Origin of the sequence: Brucella pseudogrignonensis (assembly GCF_031454375.1) — a bacterium.
Lineage (GTDB): Bacteria > Pseudomonadota > Alphaproteobacteria > Rhizobiales > Rhizobiaceae > Brucella > Brucella pseudogrignonensis_A.
In genome coordinates this window covers 1-26,314 of record NZ_JAVDQT010000017.1, presented here as the reverse complement: position 1 = coordinate 26,314, position 26,314 = coordinate 1, and the positions used below count along the sequence as shown (strand labels likewise).

Below are 26,314 nucleotides of genomic sequence, written 5' to 3'. Positions count from 1 at the left end.
CCTTTGTTACGTACTTTCAAAGTGGTGGTTGGATAGCCGGCATTGATTTCAATATCACCTTTGCCGAGAACCAATCCTCCAACAGGAGTCTTTGCTTTATCTTCAGCCATAACTAAGCCTCCCTGCAGGGGTTATTGGATTGGATCGTGAACGGTAACGAGACGGCTGCCATCAGTGAAAACAGCTTCAACCTGCACGTAAGGGATCATCTCAACGACACCCTCCATCACATCCTCTTTGGTGATGGTCTTACGCGCCAATTCCATGACTTGTTCGAGCGTCTTTCCAGCGCGCGCACCTTCAAGGGCAGCGGCAGCAATCAAAGATACGGTTTCAGGATGATTGAGCTTCAAACCCTGGTCTTTACGACGCTGCGCGACAATCGCCAGCGTATGTATCATGAGCTTGTCAATCTCACGTGGCGTGAAATGCATACATAACCTCCGTACAAATAAAGGTGGACATTGTTAAAAAGCAATCTGCCAATCAACCTAGAATTTAAAACACTGTTTTCGTTGGTGTAAAGAGCTACTTAGCCGAATGACAAAGCAGCTTCCTCAGTATTTTGAAACTTGCAACATCCGATCACAGGCTTGAGGACAATTAAGACTAGACAGAGGTGATAATCGGTTCTGCAAAGCGAGCCCCTTTTATAGCTACACAGCGTTCAAAGTTGAAATTGGGCCGCACTTGAAGGCATAGACATACGTTTTCCCTTTGCAACAACAGAAATGCTGGAGACACAACCTTGCGGGATTCCCAATGTTTGCAAAGTTGTGTCCATCAAGCCTTTATAGCGGCCCAAAAAAAGACTGGCCTACTTATCCATGTGCCTTTTCATACCCCATAGGTTGAAGGCATTTTCTCCGTATAGCGGATTATCGAGGCCATTGAGCTGCACTTCGTCGGGGACGCGCAGATGACCGAAAGCATCAAGGATTTTAAGCAGGATCATGGTGATGATCCATGCATAAGCAGCAACGATAACAACAGCGAGAACCTGAATACCGAGCTGATAAGCGCTTGCCGATACCGCGTTGATATGCGAGCTTGCTGTAACACCGATCAGGATTGCGCCGGTCATGCCGCCAACACCGTGCGCGCGCCACACTTCCAGTGTGTCGTCGATCTTAAGCCACTTCTGTATGTATTTTGCATTGAAGCAGACCGAAGCGCCGATGGCACCGATAAGCAGTGCAGTCATTGGCTCAACATAACCCGCAGCAGGCGTAATCGTTGCAAGGCCGGTCACCGCGCCAACAAGAACGCCGGAAAACGACGGACGCCCAGATTCTTTCCACTCCCAGAACATCCAGACGAGCATGGCGATAGAGCCTGCAAGCATCGTGTTGGTGAAAGCATAAGCGGCCAATGCGTCAGCCGCATAAGCGCCACCCGCGTTAAAGCCGAACCAGCCGAACCAGAGCAGACCTGCACCGATTGCAACAAGCGGCAAACTCGCAGGCTGAGACTCTTTTTCACCGGCTGCGAGTTTGCGCTTACCGAGATATTTCGCAGCAGCCAATGCAGAGAAACCGGCAGAAGCGTGAATGACGATGCCGCCCGCAAAATCGACAACGCCAAGTTTTGCAAGGAAGCCGCCACCCCAGACCCAATGGGCTGCGGGCAGGTAAACCAGAATGGTCCAGAAGGCTATGAAGAACAGATAAGCACCGAACTTGAAACGCCCGACAAAAGCACCGGTCATCAGCGCAGGAGTGATGATCGCGAACATCATCTGATAAGCAAATACCAGAATGAACGGAACATTCGCTGCGTATTGCGGATTTGGCTCAATGCCCACATGGTACATGCCAAAATATGTGGTGATGTCACCAATGACACCACCGATGGACGGGCCGAAGGCAAGGCTGAAACCACCAAAAACCCAGATCAGGCCGATCACACCCATACAGACAAAGTTCTGTATCATGATCGACAGAACATCACGCTGGCGAACAAGGCCACCGTAAAACAGAGCGAGTGCCGGGGTCATCATGCACACAAGTGCCGTACATATGAGAAGAAAGGCCGTATCGCCTGCGCTGATTGAGGGCATATTTGTTTCCTTAAAACACCATAAAGTTTGTCATGCCTTATTAAAAAGCAGCAAACTTCTCTGCTTTTACAACCGGAAGTCTTTATAGAACGCTATGAACATGCAGATACATACAAAACACCAAAAATGAGGCGCGTACTTTCCCATAGTCAAACTAGAAGAGCGATATCAACCGCCTTATTTCGAACTAGCTTAGATACACAGTTACTCACTCTCCCACCCACTCTCCAAGATAAACGACACCTCTTCTGGTCGATACTTCAATTTAACCGGTACAGCCGGCTTTGATAAGCTGTTCACAAAAGACTATTTGATTGTAAGCACCTGCAGAATTATACGCCTCATTTAATAAGTTGAGATAGTTTTTGGGACCTTGATTGATAGCCACCTCTCCAGAGTGGCTCGATGTAATCCAAATTATTCAATTCATTGCCATCCATTTCCCCCTGAATATGCGCTGGGCTCGCGTCGATATTGCCTCGTACGACGCGCTATTGACGTTCGCATTTTATTATGATTGATTGTTAACAATAATTTGTTAGCGAGATGTTGTCAATGACAGGGTTAGCCAGCCAGACCTTCGATAGTATTCAAAAGTCGACGTTTCGCGATCATATCGTTGAGAAGTTGCGCAAGGCCATCATCGGAGGAGCCATTGAACCGGGTGCGCAAATCGTTGAGACAGAACTCGCACGACAGTTTGCCGTCAGTCGCGGACCGCTTAGAGAAGCCATGCGCCAGCTCATCGATGAAGGGCTTCTCGTAACCATCCCCTATACTGGTACCCGTGTGGTCAGCTTAACGACACGCGATATCCATGAGATCTATTCGATGCGGGTCAATCTCGAGATTTTTGCTTTCGAACTGGCCTGGGATCGACGCGATCAGGCGTTTCGCGACGAACTCGTATCCAGAAACAATCTCCTCACCCAATGCATTGATAATCAGGATGATGTGGCAAGTATTGAAGCAGAGTTAAAACTGCACAGCCTCGTTTATGAGGTGTGCGGACACCGTTTGCTTCAACGCGTCTGGGAGGGCGTGCGCGGACGGTTGCAACTTTATTGGGCCGCCCACCATCGTGCGCATGGCATGCAGGGCCCAAAGCGCGATGGCCACGATATTTATGTGACCTGCGGTCTGGCAAATGATCTCGACGCAATGCGTTCAGAAATCCGGGACCATATGTCAAGAGGTCTCGAGAAAACCAAAATGTCTTTAAATGGGGAATGAGAAGATAGTCCGACAGACAGGCACCTGACTGAAAACTACCCTTGTGCTCAACTCATCAAAGGTTCTGAGCAACAGATAGATGAAATGGGGCACGAACTTTATTAATTCGATCAAACAACGCCCAAAGCATGCATTGAAATAACAGGGATTTTCGTAGCCAAAAAGCGGGGGCAAACGTGCGTGAAAGTTGGATATGCCCGGGTCTCTTCGGGCGAACAAAAAATGGATTTGCAGCTTCGCGCACTCAATGGGGCAGGCTGCGACACAATCTATAAAGACCACGGACAATCCGGACATGAATTTAAGCGGGATGGTCTGTCAGATGCGCTCAACTCCCTCAAGCCCGGTGATACATTGGTGGTCTGGCGTTTGGATCGTCTTGGACGATCGCTTTACGGATTAATCGAAGTCATCAATGAATTATACAGCAAAGATGTTCACTTCCAATCGCTGATGGAAAACATCGATACTGCATCATCTGGCGGACGCTTAGTGTTCCATATGATGGGTGCACTTGCAGAATTTGAACGCAACCTGATCAGCGAGCGCACGCAAGCAGGATTGGATGAAGCACGTAGCCGCGGCATGCAGCTTGGGCGGCCAACTGCCGTAAATGACGCGCAGATCCGTGCGGCAATTCACGCGCTGCGCCACCAAAATCGAGGAATGGCAGGCGTCGCTGATGATCTGGGAATTTCCGTGCGAACCCTACGAAGGCATTTGCAAAAAAAGGATGCGCCCAAAGACCATGCAGCAACTCAGCGGAACACGTAATGAATTGTTCAGTGATCGAAGTTTAAACGTTATAGAGCCAAAGACGATGAAGATAACATCCGATTTTTATGGTGGATCAATTGAGATCATCAATTGTCGTGTTGACGCTCCGATCACACTTCGCTTGAGAAGAGATCCTCAAACGCGGTTCGCACAGAGCTTCTATTTTGGTCTGAGTGATTGCACCCTGCCTTGTACAATAACTATCGAGGATGTCGATCAATCTTCGTTCCCGAAGGGGTGGAACAATTATCAAGCCTTTGCTTCACATGATCAAAAGGACTGGAGCCGCTGTGAAACCCAATATCAGGACGGCAATCTCCTCATTTCCCATAAGCCATCTGATAAAACGACCTACTATGCTTACTTCCCCCCTTATTTAGATACCCATCATTCCGCGCTTCTTGATTTTTGTCGTCACGATCCACGTACAAAAGTCGAAACGCTCTGCGCGAGCAGTGATACGGACACGGTTGAGCTTATTTCGGTGGGATGCGAAAGTGCGAATGCGCCCCGCATCTGGATTCTGGCTCGGCAACATCCAGGCGAAACACAGCCAAGCTGGTGGATGGAGGGCTTTGTCCGTTTGCTCCTTGATCCACAAAACCAGGCTTCTCTTCATCTGTTGACCCAAGCGCGCTTTCAAATCATTCCCAACATGAACCCCGATGGAAGCCGGATTGGAAACTACAGGACAAACATACACGGTCAAAATCTTAACGCGTCCTGGGATCGCGCAACCTTGAGCGAAACGCCAGCTGTTTACTGCGTCATCAAAGCAATGGAAACATTCGGTGTCGATCTTTGCCTCGACATTCATGGCGATGAAGAAATTCCATATGTTTTTATCGCCAGTGTCGATCGCAAACTGCCACTGCCGCCAAAAATAATCGCGAAACTAGATCTGTTCGAACGACAACTGTGCAAGGCCGATCCTTTTTACAAACGACAGGCTCTCGAGCGTGAACATATAAAGGCCATGCCCGCCGCATTCTGCGCCCCTTATTTAATGAAGAGATTCAACATTCCCGCAGTCACTTTGGAGCTGCCGTTTAGGCGCTATAACGCTGACGGATTTAGTGCTCAAGACTACGGCATCAACGAATGCATGCGGTCGGGGAGGATCGCTATTTCCATCTTACTGAAATATCTCGATGAACAGAAAAAGAAAGTACCAGAAGCTTACACAGATTGGATTTCATGATAGTCGATTTCATCTTCATTTGTAGTCCAAAGCGCTTTCTCCGGGTTAAAAACTGCAAGTTTGCGCACAATAGGAGGCAGAAAAGAAAGAGTTAGATTTTTAAGAAAGCGTGATCTGGTAATATCATTTGCGCGCCCTTTCTTAGGTTGGGACGCTATTATCCGATTCTACATGTATAAATTATAAATTTTATGAATTGATGATTCATATGAAATAATTTTGTTACTCAAAACCCTGATAGAGAAGAATCACTTCATTGTTAACTACGATAATATTATTAAATAGTATTTTTTATATTAGAAGTTGCACGATTTATGTATGCCTGCTACCGTTTCGAAATGGCTATATTATAGCCTGGGTTTTTTGAAAGGGGCATTATATGACTGATATTTTACAGCCGATCAGAGGTTCTCAAGGCGCAGATGTTGTTGGTCCGCGCAATCTGGAAGTGGAAGCACAAAATCCTGACATTTTCCTTCCACCGGAAACAGACCATGGTGGCATCCCAAATTTGAAATTTCCATTCTCCATGGCACACAACCGACTGGAAGACGGTGGTTGGGCACGTGAAGTAACGCAGCGCGAGATGGGCAGCTTGAAAGAGTTGGCCATTGTAAATATGCGCCTCCCGGCCGGTGTTGTGCGGGAAATGCACTGGCATAAGGAAGCCGAATGGGCATATGTTCTTCAAGGCAGAGTGCGGTTTTATCTGGTCGATGACAAGCGTCAAACACTGGTGGAAGATTTGGGCCCGGGTGATCTTTGGCTCGCACCAGCAGGCTTCCCTCATGCCATCCAGGGGCTCGAAGAAGGCACCGAGTTTGTTCTCGTTTTCAACGACGGTAATTTCTCGGAAAACCAGACATTGTTGGTGACTGAACTTTTTGCGCATACGCCGCGTGAAGTGCTAGCAAAGAATTTCGGTGTACCGGAGAGTGCATTTGACGGCATGCCCTCTGAAGAGAAGTATATTTTCCGCCAGCCGGTTCCTGCACCTATTGAGGATGTGCGGCGTGATCTGGGCGCAGTTAACTTTACTGATAAGTATGTTTTCCGCGCATCAAAGATGCCAAAAAATCAATTTCCGGGCGGCGCTACACAGGTCGTGGATAACAAGACGTTCGAAGTGACCAACCTGTCCGCTCTGTTTATCGATTTGGAACCAGGAGGTATGCGCGAAATTCATTGGCATCCTGACGCCGATGAGATTCAATATTATATCAGCGGTAAAGCTCGTATGACGGTTTTCGACGCCGTCAATAATGCTCGGACGTTTGATTTTGTTGCTGGTGATGTGGGCTATGTACCAAAGACGCTCGCTCACTATATTGAAAACATCGGTGATGAACCCGTACGTGTTCTCAATGTCTTCCATACCGGGGAATACAAGGACGTGTCTTTGAACAACTGGCTGGCACTGACACCTCAGGAGCTGGTAAAGGGGCATCTCGACGTTGGTGACCCGCTGATGAGCTCTCTACGGCAGAACTATCAGACAATTGTCAAAGGCTGATACGCGCGTTTAAATTTGAGGAGCTCGTTCCATTCGAATGAGCTCCACTCTCTGTGCATTTGTAATATTCAAACATTTTGATGGGCGTCATATGCCACTGGACCATTTCCGATCATCTACTGAATGATCTGACGCAGTGGCTTGTGTGAAGGGGTGCAATCATGGAAGAATTTATGTCGAAGATGCTGGTCTCTGACCTCATCCCGATTTTCGTTGTTATGACCATGGGTTATGTGAGTGGCAAGAAAAACATCTTTGCCAAGGATCAGGCACAGGTCTTTAATAAGCTGGTTTTAGACTTTGCTCTACCAGCAGCTCTGTTTGTTTCGATCGTGCGCGCTGACAGAGCGATGCTTGTCGAAAATGCAACTTTGACCATTATCTCATTTGTCGGCCTCGTTGCACTATTTATGCTTTCTTATTTCACGATGCAGTGGTTCTTCAAGCGCACAAAAGCGGAAGCCGCAATTTGCGCTTTGATTGCCGGATCGCCAACAATTGGATTTCTGGGATATGCAATTCTTGATCCGCTCTATGGAACGGGTGTTGAAACAGGCCTAGTTATTGCAATCGTTGCTATCGTCGTTAACGCAGTTACAATTCCAATTGGACTCTATCTTCTCAACGCGGGTGGCGGTGGCGATAAGACCAGCAGCGGTGCGCCAAAAGGCAACGCATTGATTTCTGCTTTTAAGGAGCCTGTTGTATGGGCGCCCGTTTTAGCCGTTGTGCTTGTTCTGATTGGTCTAAAAGTTCCAGACGAGTTTGATCCGACTTTTAAACTGCTGGCCCAGGCAAATTCCAGCGTTGCGGTGTTTGCAGCAGGCCTTACACTTGCAGCCTATAAGATCGAACTCGATTGGGAAGTTACCTATAATACTGCATTCAAGCTTATTTTAATGCCCGGCGTCTTTCTTATTGCTGGTTGGGCATGCGGTCTTAGCCCAATTGTTCTGCAGATGCTGGTTCTCAGTGTAGCACTTCCACCGGCATTTTCGGGCATCATCATTTCCAGTCGTTTTCAAGTATACACCCGAACGGGCACCTCTTCGCTTGCTGTAAGTGTCATAGGTTTCGTGATTGCCGCACCCGTTTGGGTTTATCTTGCAAAGATATTGGGTAGTTAAATAGCTGCGTACACACGCATTGGTTGCATAATAAAAATATGAGGAGCTTCAACGCTCCTCATCACAAGTTTATAATCTTTTGAACCGTTAGGGATAAGATCATGACCGATGAAACAAAAGGTGTGAAGGATTATCACGGACCGGCAGGCGGTTGGGGAGCGCTAAAAGCCGTTGCTGAAGCGGTTCGCGATCAGATGGGTGCAAGCACCAACACACGCGCATTGTTACAGATGAACCAGCCGGACGGATTCGATTGCCCCGGCTGCGCCTGGCCCGATCCTAAACATACCTCGTCTTTTGATTTTTGTGAAAACGGGGCGAAAGCGGTTACATGGGAAGCAACTCCAAAACGGGTCGAGCCAGAATTTTTTGAGCAACACACCGTATCTGAATTGTGGGAATGGAGTGACCATCAGCTTGAAGCGCAAGGGCGGCTGACAACCCCGATGCGTTATGATGCAGGGACTGACCATTTTGTTCCTATCTCATGGGAAGAAGCTTTTCAAAAAGCCGGTGCCGCACTGCAAGCACTCGGCGATGCAAACAAAGCCGAGTTTTACACATCAGGGCGTGCTTCCAATGAAGCAGCGTTTTTGTTTCAGCTTTTCGCACGTGAATTTGGAACTAATAATTTTCCTGACTGCTCCAATATGTGCCATGAGGCCACCAGTGTTGGTCTACCGAAGTCGATTGGCGTTGGTAAAGGTACAGTCACACTCGACGATTTCGATCATACGGATGCCGTTTTCTGTATTGGCCATAATCCAGGCACCAATCACCCGAGAATGCTTGGAACGCTTCGTTCTGTGTCGCTGCGTGGCAAGCCGATCGTCGTGCTCAATCCAATGCGGGAGCGCGGTCTTGAGCGATTTGAAAATCCACAATCCCCATCTGAAATGCTCACCGTCAGTTCAACACGTCTCGCATCGTCTTACCATCAGGTCAAGGTGGGAGGAGATGTTGCTGCAATCAAGGGCGTGATGAAAGCCATTTTCGAAGAGGACCAAGCGCGAATACAGCGTGCTGAACCGGGATTGCTGGATCGCTACTTTATCAAAGAACATACCTCTGGCTTTGAAGCTTTAAAAGCCGATATTGAAGGCACAAGCTGGAAGAAAATCATCTCTCGGTCAGGTTTGAAACGCGAAGCTATAGAACAGATAGCAGAAACTTACTGGACCGCCAAAAGCGTGATTATTTGCTACGGTATGGGTATCACACAACACCGTCACGGTACAGAAGCGGTACAACAGCTAACGAATTTGCTGTTACTGCGTGGCAATCTGGGGCGTGAAGGCGCTGGAATTTGTCCGCTACGCGGCCATTCGAATGTTCAAGGGGATCGCACGGTCGGCATTACGGAAATTCCAACCGAAGCATTTCTGGCACGTTTAGACAAAGCATTTGGCATAAACGCCCCACGCGCCCACGGGCACAATGCCGTCAAAGCTGTTGCTGCTATGAGAGATCACCAGTCAAAGGCATTTATAGGACTTGGCGGCAATCTCGCAGTTGCAATGAGTGATCCGCAAGCGAGCTTTCCCGCATTCAAACAATTGGAATTAAGTGTTCAAATTTGTACGAAACTTAACCGTACATGCTTGCTGACAGCTCGGGAAAGCATAGTCCTGCCCTGTCTGGGTCGGACGGAACGCGACATTCAGGATACTGGGCTCCAGTCCGTCACTGTTGAAGATTCAATGGCGATGGTGCATGCCTCGACAGGAAAACTTAAGCCGGCTTCCGAACTTTTGAAATCAGAACCGGCCATTATCGCGGGACTTGCAAAAGCCACGCTTCCAGAAAGCAAAGTCAACTGGGACTATCTGATCGCAGACTATGACCGCATTCGTGACAAGATTGAAGAAGTTTTCCCTGACTTTCAGGACTTCAATAAGCGAATTCGTATTCCGGGCGGGTTCCGATTACCCGTTGGTGCTTCTGAACGCAAATGGGGGACGCCAGACGGAAAAGCCCATTTTCTTATCGAAGCAACCACCGACGAAGATGACGGACGCGATGACACTGAACTTACCCTCATGACTATACGAAGCCATGATCAGTACAACACTACTGTTTATGGGATGAATGATCGCTATCGTGGGGTTACCGGTCGTCGAGATGTCATCTTTATGAATGAAGAGGACATGCACAAACTTGGGTTTGCAAACGGCGATGTTGTCGATGTCGTGGCAGGTGAACGCATTTTGCCAAAACAGACATTGGTCGCTCACGCCATTTCCCGCGGATCGGTCGCTGCATACTATCCAGAAGCAAACTGTCTTATTGGTTTGGATGATGTCGATCAACAGAGCTGGATACCCGCCTATAAATCAGTTCCCGTGAAACTTAAACCTTTATATAAAAAATAGTGTAGTTTCTGCTTTGCATATTTGTGTATTATAAAAATACGCTTTTACTTATTAGTACAAATAAATTAAATTTATTATTTTATATATACTTGCCGATTCGGCATTTCATAAGCGAATGACGTGAGCTCTGATAGCTGTATAAATTTGTCATCGGAGTTGTATTTTTGAGTGAAGTTAAGGGAGATGGGGCCGATGTTTGGGATTTTGCATTTTGCTGTTTCGCGTGCGATTAAGAGCGGAAATCTTAAAATTACAGATTTTCAAGGCAACTCTTATCAATATGGAGACAATACGGGCGAATTCATTCATATTCGCTTCAACACACACCATGCTGAACGTGCAGTTGCAATCAACCCGGAATTAAAATTGGCTGAATGTTACATGGATGGTGAGATCGACTTTATTGAAGGCGATATTTATGCCCTCTTAAAAGTGGTCTTTGAGAACACCGGCCCAACAGCCGCCACCCAACCTTGGATGAAGGTATTCGTTAAATTCCGTTCACTATTCCGGCGTTTGCAACAGATTAATAGCATTGCTCGATCATCCAACAACATTAAAAGCCATTATGATCTATCCGGCACGCTTTATGACCTATTTCTTGATCACGACAAACAATACTCCTGCGCTTATTTTGAAACGTCCGATGCAACGTTAGCCCAAGCGCAGCTTGCGAAAAAGAGACACATTGCAGCGAAGCTTCTCGTCAAAGAAGACCATAAAATTCTCGATATAGGATGTGGATGGGGCGGTATGGCACTTTATCTCGCCCGCTATCTCAAAGCAAATGTTACAGGAGTCACGCTATCGGAAGAGCAATATGAAATAGCCAATAAACGTGCATTGGATGAAGGACTTTCATGCCAAGCAAAATTCCAGTTAACTGACTATCGCAATATTAACGATCGCTTCGACCGGCTAGTATCAGTCGGTATGTTTGAGCATGTCGGCGTAGGGCACTACGAAGAATACTTCCAGCACGCTGCACGGCTGCTTAAAAATGACGGAGTGTTTGTCCTACATGCGATTGGCCGCGCAGATGGCCCGGGTGCGACCAACCCTTTCATTCGTAAGTATATCTTCCCAGGGGGCTATATTCCGGCCCTGTCCGAAGTGTTGCCACACATTGAAAATGCGGGGCTTTATGTCACCGACATTGAAATCCTCCGGCTTCATTATGCAGAAACGCTCAAAGAGTGGCGAATGGCATTCATCGCGCGGCGCGATGAAGCGAAAGCACTTTATGACGAACGATTTTGCCGGATGTGGGAGTTTTATCTGGCTGCATCCGAAAGTGCATTTCGGTGGCAAAATATGATGATATTCCAAATTCAGATCGCACATCGACAAGACGCCATCCCTCTCACACGTGAATATATCGATATTGAGCAAAGACGTTTGAAAATGATCGATACGGTAAGTGAAGCGGTTAATAGTGGAGTAAAACTATCGCTTCCGGATGAGGTATTTTGATTTTTTAAGGATCACTACTTCTAATAAAAATTAAATAATTGAGATAACTGACTTCAGAGTGCATCTCATCGATGAACCATAAACGAATTACTAATGTGTAGAATTTTGAACAGATGAACCAGACACGGATAGCAATTAGTTTGATAGCTCCCAGAAAATTATCCGTGTTCTTGTTGTAACATGTTGCAATAACGCGATAGTGTTTGATGCGGTGAAGGAAGCGCTCGACCAAGTTTCCCTGGCGATTTACCCTTGGCGAGCGGAAATCGCATGGGCGAGAACAGAATTCGACTTTAGAAGCGCATTTTCCACTTCCTTCTGCGCCTGTGTGAACTTAGGTGCTCGGGGCGCAAATCCTAAACGCAGATCAAGATCGTGCTCATATTCCAGATACCAGCCCTTCAAAGCGTTCTTGCTTGGATAGCCCAACTGGCGGATAGTCGCTTTCGGGCGCTTGCCCAGCTTAATGTAGAGCGTAACGGCTCGCATCCGGTCTTCGTAGGAATACATGAACTACCTCCCTGATAGTCCAAGTTTTCGTCCGCACCCCCCTTTGACGCGGGAAAGAAGAAAAGCGGTCACAAGCGTCATATTGTGGTCGATTCACTCGGCTTGATGGTTGGTCTAGTGTTTCATTCTGCCGGTATCCAGGACAGAGATGGTGCACCTGATGTTTTGAAAACCATCCTCAAACGCTGGCCGTGGTTACGGCATATCTTTGCTGATGGTGGATAAGCAGGACCCAAGCTCAAAGGCAAGCTGAAAAAGGTCGGGAAGTTTACGCTGGAAATCGTCAAACGAACCGATCACGCTGAGGGCTTCAGACTCTTACCACGCCGATGGGTTGTCGAGCGCACATTTGCATGGCTGGGAAGATGTCGAAGACTGGCCAAAGACTTCGAAAAAACCATCGCTTCTTCCGAAGCGTGGGTCTCCATCGCAAACATACGCTTCCTCACGCGGCGCATCGCAAGAGCATGATGTCGTTACGTTCATTATGAGTTAGGCTCTAAGGGAGCCTGACACTCAAAGCGACGCAGGCACTTCATCAAAGCCTAAACCATCTTTATCAAGGATAGAATTACTGGTAAAAACAACAAATAAATTATGATCGATGCTACCAACGATTCAGTCGCGAACAGGGCGTCGCTTTTGTACTTACCTGCTAGAATAACTGTGGTGTTAGGGATTGGCAGAGAACAAATTAGGGCAGTAATTTTTATCATCAATGGGTCTATTAAAAGGAAATAGCCCCACGATATAACAACCGTCGGAGCAAGTATGAAACGAAATATTAATACGGTCATAAGCGCTCTATTTACCCTGATATTTTTATATCCCGAAACAAAAATCATCGTCCCTATAACCAACATAGCCAATGCTGATGTCATCCCCCCAAGATAAGAAAGGAATTTATTTACATATGAAGGTATTTTTACGTCGGCTAGTAATATTACGACGCCAATAAAAAATGCTAATAATGGCATGTTAACAATTTTGCTAATGATCGATGAATTTGAACTGGTATTGTTACTATTTTTGTCCACATCTCTTTCTAGAAGATACAAACCAAGCGTCCAATAAATTACAGTTTGTGATGCATATGTTATAAGTGCATATGGCAAACCATGGCTATCATAGACAGCAATAGTCACAGGAATGCCAAAAAAGATGGTACTACTCATAGAGCAAAGGCCAATGAATAACCCAGTATCAGATTTTTTAATTTTTATGAGCTTCCCGACAAACCACGAAAACAACATCAGCGTTAGAATTACTATCATGGGCAGCAATACGTTAGGTAATAATTCTATGAATTCTCGCCTAGTAAAACCTTCACTAATTGACAGAATTAGAGTGGCTGGCAATGCAATATTCAAGAGTAATTTGGTAAATAATTCATTGCTTTCCGTATTCAGCCAATTTTGACTAGTAAGCACGATTCTTAGTCCAACGACCAAAAAAGTACTAAAACATTTAGATAGTCGTTCAACATTGATAAAATCATTTATATTTTTAAAAAACTAAATATTTATAAATTATAATTCAATAATACACTCGACAATTAATATTATTAAACATTAAATATGAATATTTGATTAGAATTGATGGGCAACATACTGTGTATATAATATTAACCAACGGTGAAATCAAAGTAAGCTTGCACTTGCAATAATTCCTATCGCGAGCCTTGCCTTTGCCGCTTATTCACGTTCGGAAACAAATGTTAGTCCTATCACTGTCTTTTGACAGTCCGCTGGATAATCCTTACCTAGCAGACTTCGCTTCTACCAGGCCTATGTGTTCTGGAGGTTAAAAGTCCTCGTATAATCAGCATTACAGGATCGTCGGCTATCAAAAGAGCGAACTTTGCCAACTCAACGATTTCTTTAACTTCTTAGCTAGCCTAATCTCCGACCACATAAAATTGCCATAACCACGTCCATTTTATGTTTTGTATTCAAGTCATCTAGCCGAGTGCGTCTACTGCAATACTACGTTTCTATGCGCCCGATCCATATCTCTTACTAAGACACAAATTTGATGGATGTGGTGTCAAAATTATTAGATAGCCTACGGGTTTCATTGATACAGTAGTGCGGCAAAGAACCTTTTGTTAATGCTCGAAAGCCGTCACTATCAAAATCTGTGCGAACTGCGTAGATTTCTTCCTTCGATATCCAAACTCGCAAATTATTATCCGAGCGCACTTGCCTAGCTTCATGCAGAGCGCAATTAATCACGCTCAGAGCCTGTTCCAAAAAGGATTGAGCGATTTCAGTAGGTTATGATTCAATCGGATTGTTTACATTCGATGGAGATCATGATGGCCTGGACTGCAACCGCTCGGCAACAATATGGACGACGCAACGCGCGCTATACAAGCGATTTAACGGATGCGGAATGGACTGTCATCGAACCGATGATGCCTGCACCGAGCCGTCTCGGACGCCCTCGCAAGACGGATTTGCGAGAGGTGGTAAATGCGCTGCTTTATATTGCATCATCAGGTGGCGCATGGCGGCTTTTGCCCACGGACTTCCCACCATTTTCCACGGTGCAAAAGTATTTCTATCGATGGCGAGATGAAGGGATGCTGCGCACGATCAACAACGCGCTCGTGATGACAGCACGCGAGTTGACCGGAAAGCAGCCCAGCCCGACCGCTGGCGTGATCGATAGCCAGTCAGTAAAAACCACGGAAAGTGGCGGAATACGCGGCTTTGACGCGGGAAAAAAGATCAACGGTCGCAAGCGTCATATTGTGGTTGATACCCTCGGCTTGATGGTTGGTCTGGTGATCCATTCTGCGGGTATTCAAGACAGAGATGGTGCACCGGATGTCTTGAAAACCATCCTCAAACGCTGGCCGTGGTTACCGCATATCTTTGCTGATGGTGGATACGCAGGACCTAAGCTCAAAGGCAAGCTGGAAAAGGTCGGAAAATTTACGCTGGAAATCGTCAAACGATCCGATCACGCTAAGGGCTTCAAACTCTTACCACGCCGATGGGTGGTCGAGCGGACGTTTGCATGGCTGGGACGTTGCCGTAGATTGGCCAAAGATTTCGAAAAAACCGTCGCGTCTGCTGAAGCCTGGGTCTACATCGCAAACATCCGCCTGCTCACCCGGCGCATCGCATGAGCCTGATATCATTACGTTCATTATGATTCAGGCTCTCATGCTTCGTTGGTAAATATGAACTACATCCGTAGTTCAAATCCTTTCTACCTCCACTTTTTTAAAGCTATATCTACAATGCTAACCTACCTTGAATACATTACCCCCTAATTGCCGTTCAATGTCGCTAATGGCTACTTGTGCACGCACGGAGTTGCCTGCCTCGTCAAGCGGAGGTGAAAATGCAGCGATTGCCATTTTTCCGGGAATGACAGCGACAAGTCCGCCGCCGACACCACTCTTTGCGGGCAAGCCAACTGAATATGCCCAATCGCCCGAGGAGGTGTATAAACCTTCCATCATCATCTCGGCGAGCAATGGTGCAACATGCTCCTTTTTAATTATACGCTTTTTGGTGATGGGATTTATACCACCCGCTGCAAGTGTTGCGCCCATGGTGGCGAGATCGACGCAATCGACGAGCGTAGAGCATTGTCTTGTGTAGACATCGACTGCGCGCATTGGGTCGCTATAGCAGGTTCCTGCACTGTATAGCAGCCAGCCAATCGCCCGATTGTGAAAATTTGTATCCTGTTCGGATTTATTGACCTCATCACTGAGCTGAATTTCTCGTCCGGCAAACTGGCTTTGCATATCGAGAATATTTGACCAGCATTGCTCTGCATCATCGCCTGGAACAAGACTTGCAGCAGCTATCGCCCCTGCGTTTACAAGTGGCGAAAGCGGCTTTCCCTCATGTAATTCCAGTGCTTGTACAGAATTAAACGGCATACCCGTAGGGCTATCGCCTAGCTTTTCCTTGACCGCCTTTGGACCGATTTTTTCCATGACCAGAGCAAGTGTAAAAACTTTGGAAATGGATTCAAGTGCGAATTTATAATCAGTATCACCATGTTTGAAGACTTGGCCATCAGCAGTCACGATAGCGACACCAATTAGTTCACTGGGAACTTTGGCCAGAAAAGGAATATAATCAGCGTTGTTTCCACCAGATGTCTGCTTGGCAATTTTGTAAGCAGCAATAACGTTATCTTGAAAATTTAATGACAAACCACATCCCCCAAATTATGTTTCATATTTTGGTATTAAATTTTGCATAATGAATTCATGATGGCAACAGGAAATACAAATAACTGCTAATAAATTAACTAACATGATATTTTTTACTTAACTTAGGTTGACATAACGAGCGTACATGAGCGACGAATTAAAATGTAATACATATGGATAACCATTGAATGGAGGGCTATGTATGACTAAGAAATCTATTTCTGCAAAATACAACGGCTTGGACGATGTATATGCATCATTAGAATTATCCGCTTCTTTGCCTAAGACAAAATTTCCAAAAGAAGAGCGCGATCCACGCAATGTGTTTGCTGCTGTGCGTGACGAGTTGATGCTGGATGGTAATTCGCGTCAGAATCTCGCAACGTTCTGTCAGACATGGGTCGATGAGGAAATTCGCGAGCTGATGGATTTGTCGATCGATAAAAATATGATCGACAAAGACGAATATCCGCAGACAGCAGAGATTGAAGCGCGTTGCGTGCATATGATCGCCGATCTGTGGAATTCACCGGATGCTGAGAATACGCTCGGTTGTTCCACAACCGGTTCATCAGAAGCGGCAATGCTGGGCGGACTGGCGCTCAAGTGGCAATGGCGCAAGAAGCGATCCGCGGCGGGCCTATCGACGGATAAGCCAAACCTGATTTGTGGCCCTGTACAGATTTGCTGGCATAAATTTGCCCGCTATTTCGATGTTGAGTTGCGAGAAATTCCGCTTGAGGGTGACCGCCTGATTATGAGCCCGGAAGAAGTGCTCAAGCGTGTCGATGAAAACACGATCGGGGTGGTACCCACTATGGGTGTGACCTTCACCTGCCAATACGAGCCGGTCAAGGCTGTTCATGACGCTTTGGATAAGCTCCAGAAAGAAAGTGGACTGGACATTCCTATCCATGTGGATGGTGCCAGTGGCGGTTTCTTGGCACCTTTCTGTGCGCCTGATATCGAATGGGATTTCCGTCTGCCGCGCGTAAAATCGATCAACACGTCGGGCCATAAATTTGGCCTGGCACCTTTGGGTGCCGGCTGGGTTGTGTGGCGCGAAGCGTCTGATCTGCCTGAAGAACTGATATTCAATGTGAATTATCTTGGCGGAAATATGCCGACTTTCGCTTTGAACTTCTCGCGTCCCGGCGGGCAGATCATAGCGCAATATTATAATTTCCTGCGTCTGGGACATGAAGGATACGCGAAGATTCACAACGCTTGCTATGAAACGGCGCAATATCTGTCAGACGAGATCGCAAAGCTCGGGCCATTTGAGATCATTTTTGATGGTGATAGCCAAAAAGGCATTCCTGCTCTGGCATGGAAGCTGAAAGAGGGCCAGACAATCGGTGGCTACACACTATACGATGTGGCGGATCGTTTGCGCAGCCGTGGTTGGCAGGTACCTGCCTATTCAATGCCAGCAGATCGCGAGGACCTTGTGGTACAACGCATTCTGGTGCGGCACGGCGTCAGCCGTGATTTAGGTAGCCTTCTGATCGACGACCTTAAGCGCAGTCTTGATTACTTCGAAAAACACCCGGTCAGCAAGCCACTATCCGAAGACGAGGCTGGTGGATTCAGCCACACTTAACTTTCTCTACTTTCATTTGATTATTCGCAACTTACTCACGAGATTGGTGCTCAATCGATCTCGTGATCATCTCTTTACAGAGGGGACTTACTATGGCGAATACCAAAGCCGCTATTCCGGCTAAACAACTATCGATGATTGGCTTTTTTGCCATTACCGCTTCCATGGTGATGGCGGTTTATGAATATCCAACATTTGCAACATCTGGTTTTAGTCTGGTCTTCTTCCTACTGCTTGGTGGGATTTTATGGTTCATTCCGGTCGGTCTTTGTGCTGCTGAAATGGCAACGGTTGAAGGCTGGGAAGAGGGTGGTGTATTCGCCTGGGTTTCAAACACGCTGGGCGAGCGATGGGGCTTTGCAGCAATCTCATTCTGTTATCTTGAAATTGCCATCGGGTTTCTTCCGATGCTTTACTTCGTGCTTGGTGCCCTCTCCTATATCCTAAGTTGGCCTGCATTGAATGCAGATCCGATCACCAAAACTATCGCCGCTTTGGTTATTCTTTGGGCGCTCGCTTTTACCCAGTTGGGTGGCACAAAGTACACCGCAATCATCGCTAAAGTCGGCTTTTTCGCTGGTATCCTATTGCCCGCAATTATTCTTGCTGCGCTGGCTATTACATACCTATCGAGTGGTGCGCCGTTGCAGATAGAAATGTCAGCGCAGACATTCTTCCCTGACTTCACACAGGTCGGCACACTAGTCGTATTTGTGGCCTTCATCCTCAGCTATATGGGTGTTGAAGCGTCTGCGACACACGTTAATGAAATGGAGAATCCTGGGCGTGATTATCCAATAGCAATGATACTCCTGATGATCGCAGCCATCGTGCTGAGCTCAATCGGTGGCCTTTCGGTTGCTGCAACTATTCCGTCTAATGAGATCAACCTGTCTTCGGGTGTGGTACAGACGTTCAGCGCACTGGTAGCACATTTTGGCCCCGGCTTTGAATGGACTGTTCGCATCATTGCAGCCTTGCTTCTGCTTGGTGTTTTGGCCGAGATTGCTGCATGGATTGTAGGGCCGTCGCGAGGTATGCTGGTCACAGCTCAGAAGGGAATTCTTCCAACAACGTTTGCAAAGGTTAACAAGAATGGCGTGCCAGTCGCACTCGTTGTAGCACAGCTCATATTAACATCGATTGCGATTATCGTTCTAACAAATACGGGTGGTGGCAGTAATATGTCGTTTCTGATTGCCCTCGCTTTAACGGTGGTAATCTATCTATGCACATACTTCCTGCTATTCCTTGGCTATATCCATCTCATTCGGAAGCAGCCGGAACTCAAGCGTACATTCCGCGTACCTGGTAGTAACGGCTTCAAGATTGGTGTTGCAGTCGTCGGCTTCCTTGTTTCGATCATGGCATTCTTCGTTTCGTTTTACCCACCGACATCCATCGGAGGGGAAACGGCTGATGAGACCTATGTGACGCTACTCGTTGTTTGCTTCCTTGTTGTTCTGGCGATCCCGTTCATCGTCTACGCTCTGCACGATAAGCGCGGTAAGAAGACCAACGTCACTTTGGTGCCAATCAAGCTTCACAATGCACCGGAAGGGCATTTTTTTATGCATCCGCGTGCACGACCTACACATCATATCATTGTCGATGACGGCGTATCCAATTCTAGAAAATAGACGTTTGAAATCGAAATCGAGCGCCTGTCCAAATTCATCAAAAGGACGGGCACTTTTTAAATACTGTGATGTCTGAAAACCTGAGAGAGCTGAGCTCGGGCCTCTGGTCACCTCAGCGGCCAACCGGTAAAAGCTCCAATCTACTAGTCACAGAGAAACTCCGTCGTGATCATCTCGACAGTGTAATAAAACAATCAGTCATGTAATTGTAAGGTGGGGATTAGACTAAGCTTACGATTATTATTGAACCATTTGGATAAGAGATTCAAATCCGATCGTTATTTGATATGACTTCGTCACTAAATTCAAAGTATGTGAAAATCAGACAATTGGAAAACCCGCCAATTGTATTGACGGGCTTTTTGATATCTTTGGCTATAATTAGAAGGTGCGTTGAAAGCGCACCATTCCCTGCCAGGCATCGTCACCTTTTAGAACTGATTTATTATCATTCCACTTCGTATAGGAAACTTCGGGGGTAATCGTGAAGCCCGGAACGAGCTCGTAAGCAACGTTTGCAGTGGCCGCAAAAGTTTCGGCTTTTTCGTAAGCAAGTTGAAGATTGAAGATTGAAGATTGAAGATGGCTTTATCAGTTGCTTTAAACTGACCTCCACCCCAAACAGCCCAATCACCACCCCACGTACCGTAAAAGCTGTTGACCAGACGAATACCGCGTGGGTTACCAGACGCATCGTTATACGCGTAGAGGTAGTTGTCCTTGTTGGATTTATATCCACCTGGCCTGCCCCCTGAAAAGTGATCCTTCATACAGTATGGCTTATGAGCCTCAGAAGGACATTGAAATGGCAGCGAAAAGACACAAGGCAGAAGAGATTGTCACGAAGCTTCGTCAGGTTGACGTGTTGTATGCGCAGGGAAAATCGATGGTGGAAGCGATCCGGTCGATAGGCGTGACGGAAGTTACATACTACCGGTGGCGGTCGGAATACGGCGGCTTGAAGGGCGATCAGGTGAAGCGCCTGAAGGAGCTGGAAGCGGAGAATGCCCGGCTCCGGCGCGCCGTTTCCGACCTCACGCTGGACAAGATGATTTTAGCGGAGGCCGCCAAGGGAAACTTCTGAGCCCCGCCCGTCGCCGCGCTTGCGTGGACTATGTGATTGATGAACTGAAGGTGTCCGAACGTCGGGCATGCCGGGTTCTCGGCCAGCATCGTTCCACTCAGCGCAAGATCGCCAAGACCCCGGATGATGAAGCGGCTTTGACCGCAGACATCACGGCACTCGCTCTCCAGTATGGCCGCTATGGCTATCGTCGTATAACGGCGATGCTGCACCAGGCTGGATGGATCGTGAACGTCAAACGGGTCGAGCGCATCTGGCGACGGGAGGGGCTGAAAGTGCCTCACAAGCAACCGAAACGCAGCCGACTGTGGTTGAACGACAGTTCGTGCATCCGGCTTCGGCCGGAATATCCCAACCATGTCTGGTCCTACGACTTCGTCGAGGATCGCACGCACAACGGCAGGAAACTGCGCATGCTCAACGTGATCGATGAGTTCACGCGGGAATGCATCGCTATCAGGGTCGAGAGAAAGCTGAAGGCAGTCGATGTTATCGATGTGCTTTCCGATCTCTTCATCCTGCGCGGTATCCCTACCCATATTCGTTCTGATAACGGCCCGGAGTTCATCGCCAAAGCACTCCGGGAGTGGATCGCAGCAGTCGGTGCCAAGACCGCCTACATCATGCCGGGCAGTCCATGGGAAAACGGCTATTGCGAGAGCTTCAACTCGAAACTCCGTGACGAACTGCTCAACGGCGAAATCTTCTACACGCTCAAGGAGGCGAAGATCATCATCGAAAACTGGCGACAGCATTACAACACAGTGCGGCCCCATTCATCACTGGGCTACAAGCCACCGGCACCCGAAGCAGTCGTCTGGCCTAAACAAAATGGCCCAGCGTCAACACCAGCAGTGGCAAGTCGACCCAGCATGCACTAACACTAAACCCGGATCACCCCATGGGGGCAGACCACACCCATTACCCAAATAGAGAATTGATCGGTGACATTTAAATCGAGTCGGATTTTACCAGCCCAATCTTCGTTGACCGAGTCATATGCTACGACACCAACAATTGATCCCCATCCCTGAGCATATTTCAGACCACCGACAACATGTGGGGTATAATCATCGATCTGACCAGAGATCGTGTATTGCGATCCGTTTGAAAGGTTTATGTAAGTGCCGTTGTCTGTATCGCTATCCCCACCTTGTTCAACAGCGAACGTAGCAGAGAAGCCATTTCCTCCAGTAAACGTATAGCTGATAGCATTTGTACGATAGCCCCCTGCAAGAATAACGTCGTCATTGATGACATCGCCGAGGAAACCAGGGAAGGTTACGAAAGCAGATTCATCAAGACCAACACGCAGACCACCGAGCTGAATGTAGCCATAGGGTAATGTACCAGTGTCGCTTGAATCTTTACCATCTTCATACTGAAAGCGAACTTGAGAGAACGTCTTTAACGTTCCGAGTTCAGTTTCAGATGCAGTCGAAAGTTGAAGAGAAAAGCGTGTTAAAAAGTCGTAGGTATCACGATGTTTCTCAGCGAAATCTGTACCGAGCAAGCGGTTAGCACGCGCATTTGAACGCGCATAAACGTTATCGCCTCCAGTTATGTCTGCACGCACAAAGCCATGTAAGCGCAAACACGTTTCTGTACCTGGAATGTAAAAATAGCCAACGCCGTAGGCATCGCAAACGCGCACGTACTCTAACGCCTCAGGTTCAGGAGCAATAATCGTGTCCGCTGCCAGAGCGCCTGATACTGTGAGTATAGCAGCAGTTGAACCCATCACAAGATGCTTAATTCACACGTCGTGTCCCCACCAATAAAAAACCAAAATCAAAATATGCAGTTTAGTTTTGCATAGATTTCAATATTTCAAAATATCCATTTTAATGCAATGAAATATTACTGCTTCGTGATGTTCAGTTTCATCTGAAATTGAATTTACTGCCACGAGGATATATGGAATATGTTGTGGTATCACCAAACAAAAACTAGGTTGAATTTAGGCCGAACTCAACATCACACATATGTCACAAATCAAATTCTCCTCTTATCATCAGAAGCTTGCTGATCTCAGTACATCGAGTGACTGAATTTGTAATTGACTGTCTACGTTTTCAAAGTCCGACAACGAGATTGAAATCAATCTCGGATCGCTGGATAAACAGGATCAGTTTAAACCAACCTATGAGCTTTGGACGATATGACGGGAGGCTTGGTTGCCAGAGTTTCCGATCAAAAATCGATATGAGCGCAACCGGCTAAACTATGATCGCTCTGAGGATTAACTGATGCCTGACAACTCCTAAGTTAGCGTATTTTTGCAGACAACGCCGTTCTTCATGATCATTCGGAAGTTCTTTTCCGGGTCCGAAATCAAAGAAATATCATCGAGCGGATTAGCGTCTACCAGTAGAATATCTGCGTAAGCTTTTGGCTCCAGAACACCGAGCGCTGATTTGTAGGGATTACGATCGCCACTCATTTTCAGCAGCTCGGCATTTGTTGAAGTTGCCATTTTCAATGCACCGAAATTGCCGAACCACTGCGCTGTCTTTGCCAGTTGGCGTGTTTGTGAAGTCGTTCCTACCGGGTTGAAAAGGATGTCGGTTCCCCATGCCATTCTGGCATTGTACTTCTGGCCAAGCTCAAAGCAGCGCACGGTGCCCTCAGCAATGCGAATCTGCTGTTCGCGTGCTTCGGGTACGCTTTTGGGATTGGCATCTGAATCCGCCAGAAAAGGCTGAATGCTCCACCACACACCTTCATCAGCGATGCGGCGAATGGTTTCGTCATCGGCAAGTTGTCCATGTTCGATACACTGCACACCATTGTCGAGCGCGCGCTTAATGCCCGCGGACGTGTAGACATGGGCGCAGACATAGGTGCCCCAGTCGGATGCCGCATTAACTGCCGCCTGAATTTCCGCCGCTGTAAACTGGATGGAATCCAACGGGTCATAGAAAGATGATACGCCGCCGCCAACCATGATTTTGATCTGGCTTGCGCCAAGCATCAATTGCTCACGCGTACGCCGCAAAACTTCGTCGCTGCCGTCAGCAATGACCGAGATACCTGCCGTTTCAGCGGCACTGAGATTCGACTGACTGGAGCGCGGAATATCCGTGCGCATACGGAAGTCGCCATGCCCGGAGGTTTGTGAAATCATGGCGCCAGCGGGATAGATACGAGGCCCCATGAAACGCGTCTCATCAATGGCGCGCTTTAATGCGAACGAGGGACCACCGACGTCGCGGACAGTGGTAAAGCCGCGCATCAGTGTATTTTCAGCTTCCTGTGCGGCAACCAGATAGAGGTAACCAATGTCTGCGGTCATGGCGACAGTCATGGGAATGGCTGCAAGCATCGAGTGCCAATGCATATCGATCAGCCCCGGCATGGCCGTCATACCAGCACCATCGATCACGGTGGCATCGCTGACCACGTCCCCCTCATCAACAAACGCTTCGATTTTCCCGTCACGTACCAGAATGCCTTTGCCGACAATAAGCTTGTCGAGAACGCCATCGAAAATTGAAATATTCTTCAACAATATTGGTTTGTCAGGTGTTTGCGCGAAAACAGGCTTCGCAAATCCAGCATTTGCTGCGGCCAGGATAGCGCCAGCCCCCGCGATGAACGAGCGGCGTGACATCGCCGTTGTCATACGATGATTGATGCTGCGGGCTTCAGGGCTGTGGCATTGGCATGCGGCGCCATTGTGTAAGTGTTCGTATTTTTCGCCAAAACTCAGCCTGCCGCGATTAAAACGCATCATAGTCAGCCCCGCATATTCTAAGATAATTAGTTGCCAGTTACTCAATCATGATCAAGTAAATTTCTCTCTAGAATATTCTAACAGTCTTTTTTTACATAAATGCTTTTGAGTATGAAAAATAAATAATTCAGGACGGAATCTTGTGACGAATAAACGATTATTCGGTTTAATTGGATTTGCTTCTTGCCGCCGTTATGGCCTTCCCGTAACTATGTAAAAAAATAGGAATCTGTCACACGCGGGGTGTGCGCAGCCTACTTAGCGGAGACTTTTAGTCGGTGTCAGGTCCGTCATTTTCTTTGTTAGGCGCATATTTCCCATCGTGGATGCTGTGCCTTTTCATTGCGATAATTATCACTCTTCTGGTGCGGGTAGTTCTGATCCGCATTGGTCTTGATGATATTCTTCCGTTTCGCCTGACAGCTTACACTGCAATGGTTATCGCGATTGCCTGCGGCCTCGCGCTTTTTGTGTATGGTCGATGAGTATGGAAAAAAACGCTTACAGCAAAAGAGAATTCAGCATTGTCGGTGTTATGTTTACCGGCATACTGATCATCGTGGCAGTTGTGATGGCATGGCTTTATTTACGTGAAGCTGATAAGAATCCGCTTTCTGATGATGCCGTTATCGGAGCCAATATTGTTAATATTGCTGCGACCGTTCCCGGCAAAATCATCTCCATCAATGTCGAAGAAAATCAGGCTGTCAAAAAAGGCGATGTTCTTTTTTCGATTGATCCGGTGCCACTTCAGATTCTTGTCGATCAGACTACTGCTGACCTCGCAATCGCTGAAGCAGCACTGGATACACAACGCCGCGCTGTAAAGGCTGAATCGCAAAATGCGATGATTGCCGACCAGCAGGTGGTGCGTGCGAGAACCAATCTGGATCTTGCCGAAGCAACGCTTAAGCGCCTTGAGGCACTCAGCCCGAAGGGTTATGTCACGCGTCAGCAGGTTGATGATGCAAAGACGCTGCGCAATGACGCTCAGATCAGTTTGACACAGGCGGTTAAGCAAGCTGAGGCTGCCACAACGCTCGTGGGAACGCTTGACAGCGCGCAGGCATTGGTGCCGCAAGACAGGCCGCTTTGGCTTTGGCGCAGCACAATCTCGATAATGCGGTGGTTACTGCATCCCATGATGGCAGAGTTGTGGGCTCTAACCATGGTACTGGCCAGATTATTGCGCCCGGCCAGTCTGTGTTCACGTTGATTGATACGTCGAGCTGGTATGCTTCGGCAACTTTTCCTGAAACAGAACTTCGCGGCATCAAGGTGGGCAGTTGTGCTGACGTGAGAATTCTGGCTGACAGTTCTATCGTGGTCAAAGGTCGTGTCGAAGGTATTGGCTGGGGTGTTTCATCCGAAGACTTGATAAATATACCGCGCAGTCTGCCTTATGTGCCTAAAAACCTGAATTGGGTGCGTATAGCGCAGCGGTTTCCGGTGCGTGTAAAGCTGATTGATCCCCCGGCAGAGCTGACCCGCTCTGGCGCTTCAGCCGTTGTGACAGTGCATAATGGCAACGATTGCTAAATACGGTCTCTGGGATGCAGTCCGCGAAACCCTAGCGGACCTGGCGCCTTTTCCGGGCCGCATGGCAACGTCATGGCGTGTGGCAGCCGTCTGCGCTCTTGTTGCCGGTATCGCGATGCTGTTCAAAATCCCGGAATCTGCCATTAGCTGTTATCTCGTCATCTTTCTAATGAAGGCTGATGGCGCTGAGAATACGATTGTTGCGACTGCCGCGGTTATTGCGATCACCATTCTGGTGGCGCTGATGGTTCCTGTACTTCAGTG

The 26,314-nt window shown here is 47.6% G+C and carries 20 protein-coding genes and 5 pseudogenes; 16 read left to right on the top strand and 9 right to left on the bottom strand.

Features of this window, described 5'->3' with window-relative positions:
• Positions 1-131 precede the first annotated feature (131 nt).
• Together J2782_RS22600 and J2782_RS22595 are read right to left on the bottom strand one after the other, a co-directional pair.
• On the bottom strand, positions 132-434 hold the full coding sequence (locus J2782_RS22600) for an urease subunit gamma (protein WP_310016393.1): 303 nt from the start codon (positions 432-434) through the stop codon (positions 132-134).
• Positions 435-817: 383 nt separating this feature from the next.
• Positions 818-2,059, bottom strand: a complete 1,242-nt coding sequence (locus J2782_RS22595) for an ammonium transporter (RefSeq protein WP_310016392.1) — start codon at positions 2,057-2,059, stop codon at positions 818-820.
• Between the two features lie 555 nt (positions 2,060-2,614).
• On the opposite strand from J2782_RS22595, the gene J2782_RS22590 reads away from it, so the two are divergent.
• The 7 genes from J2782_RS22590 to J2782_RS22560 all read left to right on the top strand — a co-directional run bounded on the left by J2782_RS22590 (position 2,615) and on the right by J2782_RS22560 (position 11,755).
• Positions 2,615-3,292, top strand: coding sequence for a GntR family transcriptional regulator (locus tag J2782_RS22590; protein WP_310016390.1), 678 nt, complete (start codon positions 2,615-2,617; stop codon positions 3,290-3,292).
• 180 nt (positions 3,293-3,472) lie between these two features.
• On the top strand, positions 3,473-4,066 hold the full coding sequence (locus tag J2782_RS22585; RefSeq protein ID WP_310016388.1) for a recombinase family protein: 594 nt from the start codon (positions 3,473-3,475) through the stop codon (positions 4,064-4,066).
• Positions 4,041-5,270 carry a M14-type cytosolic carboxypeptidase gene (locus J2782_RS22580; RefSeq protein ID WP_310016386.1) on the top strand — a complete coding sequence of 410 codons (1,230 nt, stop codon included), beginning with the start codon at positions 4,041-4,043 and terminating at the stop codon, positions 5,268-5,270. The genes J2782_RS22585 and J2782_RS22580 overlap by 26 nt, the downstream gene beginning before the upstream one ends.
• 379 nt (positions 5,271-5,649) lie before the next feature.
• Positions 5,650-6,783, top strand: coding sequence for a cupin domain-containing protein (locus J2782_RS22575; protein WP_310016384.1), 1,134 nt, complete (start codon positions 5,650-5,652; stop codon positions 6,781-6,783).
• Between the two features lie 173 nt (positions 6,784-6,956).
• The gene (gene yfdV, locus J2782_RS22570; protein ID WP_310016383.1) at positions 6,957-7,910 is read left to right on the top strand and encodes a transporter YfdV; all 954 of its coding nucleotides are present in this window, start codon (positions 6,957-6,959) and stop codon (positions 7,908-7,910) included.
• Between the two features lie 101 nt (positions 7,911-8,011).
• Positions 8,012-10,282 (top strand): FdhF/YdeP family oxidoreductase, encoded by a 2,271-nt coding sequence (locus tag J2782_RS22565; protein WP_310016381.1) that lies wholly within the window; start codon positions 8,012-8,014, stop codon positions 10,280-10,282.
• Between the two features lie 192 nt (positions 10,283-10,474).
• Entirely contained in the window at positions 10,475-11,755 is a 1,281-nt protein-coding gene (locus J2782_RS22560; protein ID WP_310016379.1) for a class I SAM-dependent methyltransferase, read from the top strand.
• 118 nt (positions 11,756-11,873) lie between these two features.
• On the opposite strand, the pseudogene J2782_RS22950 reads toward J2782_RS22560, so the two are convergent.
• Positions 11,874-11,993: pseudogene (locus J2782_RS22950) on the bottom strand (IS5/IS1182 family transposase); the annotation flags it as partial.
• Positions 11,994-12,001: 8 nt separating this feature from the next.
• On the bottom strand, positions 12,002-12,265 hold the full coding sequence (locus J2782_RS22985; protein WP_473087872.1) for a hypothetical protein: 264 nt from the start codon (positions 12,263-12,265) through the stop codon (positions 12,002-12,004).
• 42 nt (positions 12,266-12,307) lie between these two features.
• On the opposite strand from J2782_RS22985, the pseudogene J2782_RS22550 reads away from it, so the two are divergent.
• Positions 12,308-12,736 (top strand): annotated as a pseudogene (locus J2782_RS22550) (IS5 family transposase); the annotation flags it as partial.
• 74 nt (positions 12,737-12,810) lie between these two features.
• Here J2782_RS22550 and J2782_RS22545 read toward each other — a convergent pair.
• Positions 12,811-13,695, bottom strand: a complete 885-nt coding sequence (locus tag J2782_RS22545) for an AEC family transporter (RefSeq protein WP_310016376.1) — start codon at positions 13,693-13,695, stop codon at positions 12,811-12,813.
• 887 nt (positions 13,696-14,582) lie between these two features.
• Between J2782_RS22545 and J2782_RS22540 the strand changes: the two genes are divergently transcribed.
• Positions 14,583-15,401 (top strand): IS5 family transposase, encoded by an 819-nt coding sequence (locus J2782_RS22540; protein ID WP_310016394.1) that lies wholly within the window; start codon positions 14,583-14,585, stop codon positions 15,399-15,401.
• 117 nt (positions 15,402-15,518) lie between these two features.
• Here the strand turns inward: J2782_RS22540 and glsA are convergent, their stop codons facing one another.
• Positions 15,519-16,448, bottom strand: a complete 930-nt coding sequence (gene glsA / locus J2782_RS22535) for a glutaminase A (protein WP_310016374.1) — start codon at positions 16,446-16,448, stop codon at positions 15,519-15,521.
• Between the two features lie 202 nt (positions 16,449-16,650).
• Here glsA and gad point away from each other — a divergent pair, with 202 nt between their 5' ends.
• Together gad and gadC are read left to right on the top strand one after the other, a co-directional pair.
• Positions 16,651-18,051, top strand: a complete 1,401-nt coding sequence (gad, locus tag J2782_RS22530; RefSeq protein ID WP_310016371.1) for a glutamate decarboxylase — start codon at positions 16,651-16,653, stop codon at positions 18,049-18,051.
• 92 nt (positions 18,052-18,143) lie between these two features.
• Positions 18,144-19,691, top strand: a complete 1,548-nt coding sequence (gene gadC / locus J2782_RS22525; RefSeq protein WP_310016369.1) for a glutamate/gamma-aminobutyrate antiporter — start codon at positions 18,144-18,146, stop codon at positions 19,689-19,691.
• 381 nt (positions 19,692-20,072) lie between these two features.
• Here gadC and J2782_RS22520 read toward each other — a convergent pair.
• Positions 20,073-20,455, bottom strand: a pseudogene (locus J2782_RS22520) (porin); the annotation flags it as partial.
• 41 nt (positions 20,456-20,496) lie between these two features.
• On the opposite strand from J2782_RS22520, the gene J2782_RS22515 reads away from it, so the two are divergent.
• Positions 20,497-21,656 (top strand): IS3 family transposase gene (locus tag J2782_RS22515; protein ID WP_310016367.1). Its coding sequence is split into 2 segments (ribosomal slippage): positions 20,497-20,761 and positions 20,761-21,656, totalling 1,161 coding nucleotides; the frame shifts between segments, so codons are not numbered across the junction.
• A 35-nt stretch (positions 21,657-21,691) separates the two neighbouring features.
• Here J2782_RS22515 and J2782_RS22510 read toward each other — a convergent pair.
• Positions 21,692-22,516, bottom strand: a pseudogene (locus tag J2782_RS22510) (porin); the annotation flags it as partial.
• A gap of 522 nt (positions 22,517-23,038) precedes the next feature.
• Positions 23,039-24,511, bottom strand: coding sequence for a metal-dependent hydrolase family protein (locus J2782_RS22500; RefSeq protein WP_310016364.1), 1,473 nt, complete (start codon positions 24,509-24,511; stop codon positions 23,039-23,041).
• A 278-nt stretch (positions 24,512-24,789) separates the two neighbouring features.
• Between J2782_RS22500 and J2782_RS22495 the strand changes: the two genes are divergently transcribed.
• From J2782_RS22495 to J2782_RS22480, 4 genes and pseudogenes are all read left to right on the top strand, one after another.
• The gene (locus tag J2782_RS22495) at positions 24,790-24,996 is read left to right on the top strand and encodes a YtcA family lipoprotein (RefSeq protein ID WP_310014795.1); all 207 of its coding nucleotides are present in this window, start codon (positions 24,790-24,792) and stop codon (positions 24,994-24,996) included.
• Positions 24,993-25,727: a biotin/lipoyl-binding protein gene (locus J2782_RS22490; RefSeq protein ID WP_310016362.1), complete on the top strand. Its 735-nt coding sequence runs from the start codon at positions 24,993-24,995 to the stop codon at positions 25,725-25,727. Before J2782_RS22495 ends, J2782_RS22490 begins: the two co-directional genes overlap by 4 nt.
• Positions 25,715-26,050: a hypothetical protein gene (locus J2782_RS22485; RefSeq protein ID WP_473087871.1), complete on the top strand. Its 336-nt coding sequence runs from the start codon at positions 25,715-25,717 to the stop codon at positions 26,048-26,050. The genes J2782_RS22490 and J2782_RS22485 overlap by 13 nt, the downstream gene beginning before the upstream one ends.
• Positions 26,034-26,314, top strand: a pseudogene (locus J2782_RS22480) (FUSC family protein); the annotation flags it as partial. The gene J2782_RS22485 and the pseudogene J2782_RS22480, both read left to right, overlap by 17 nt.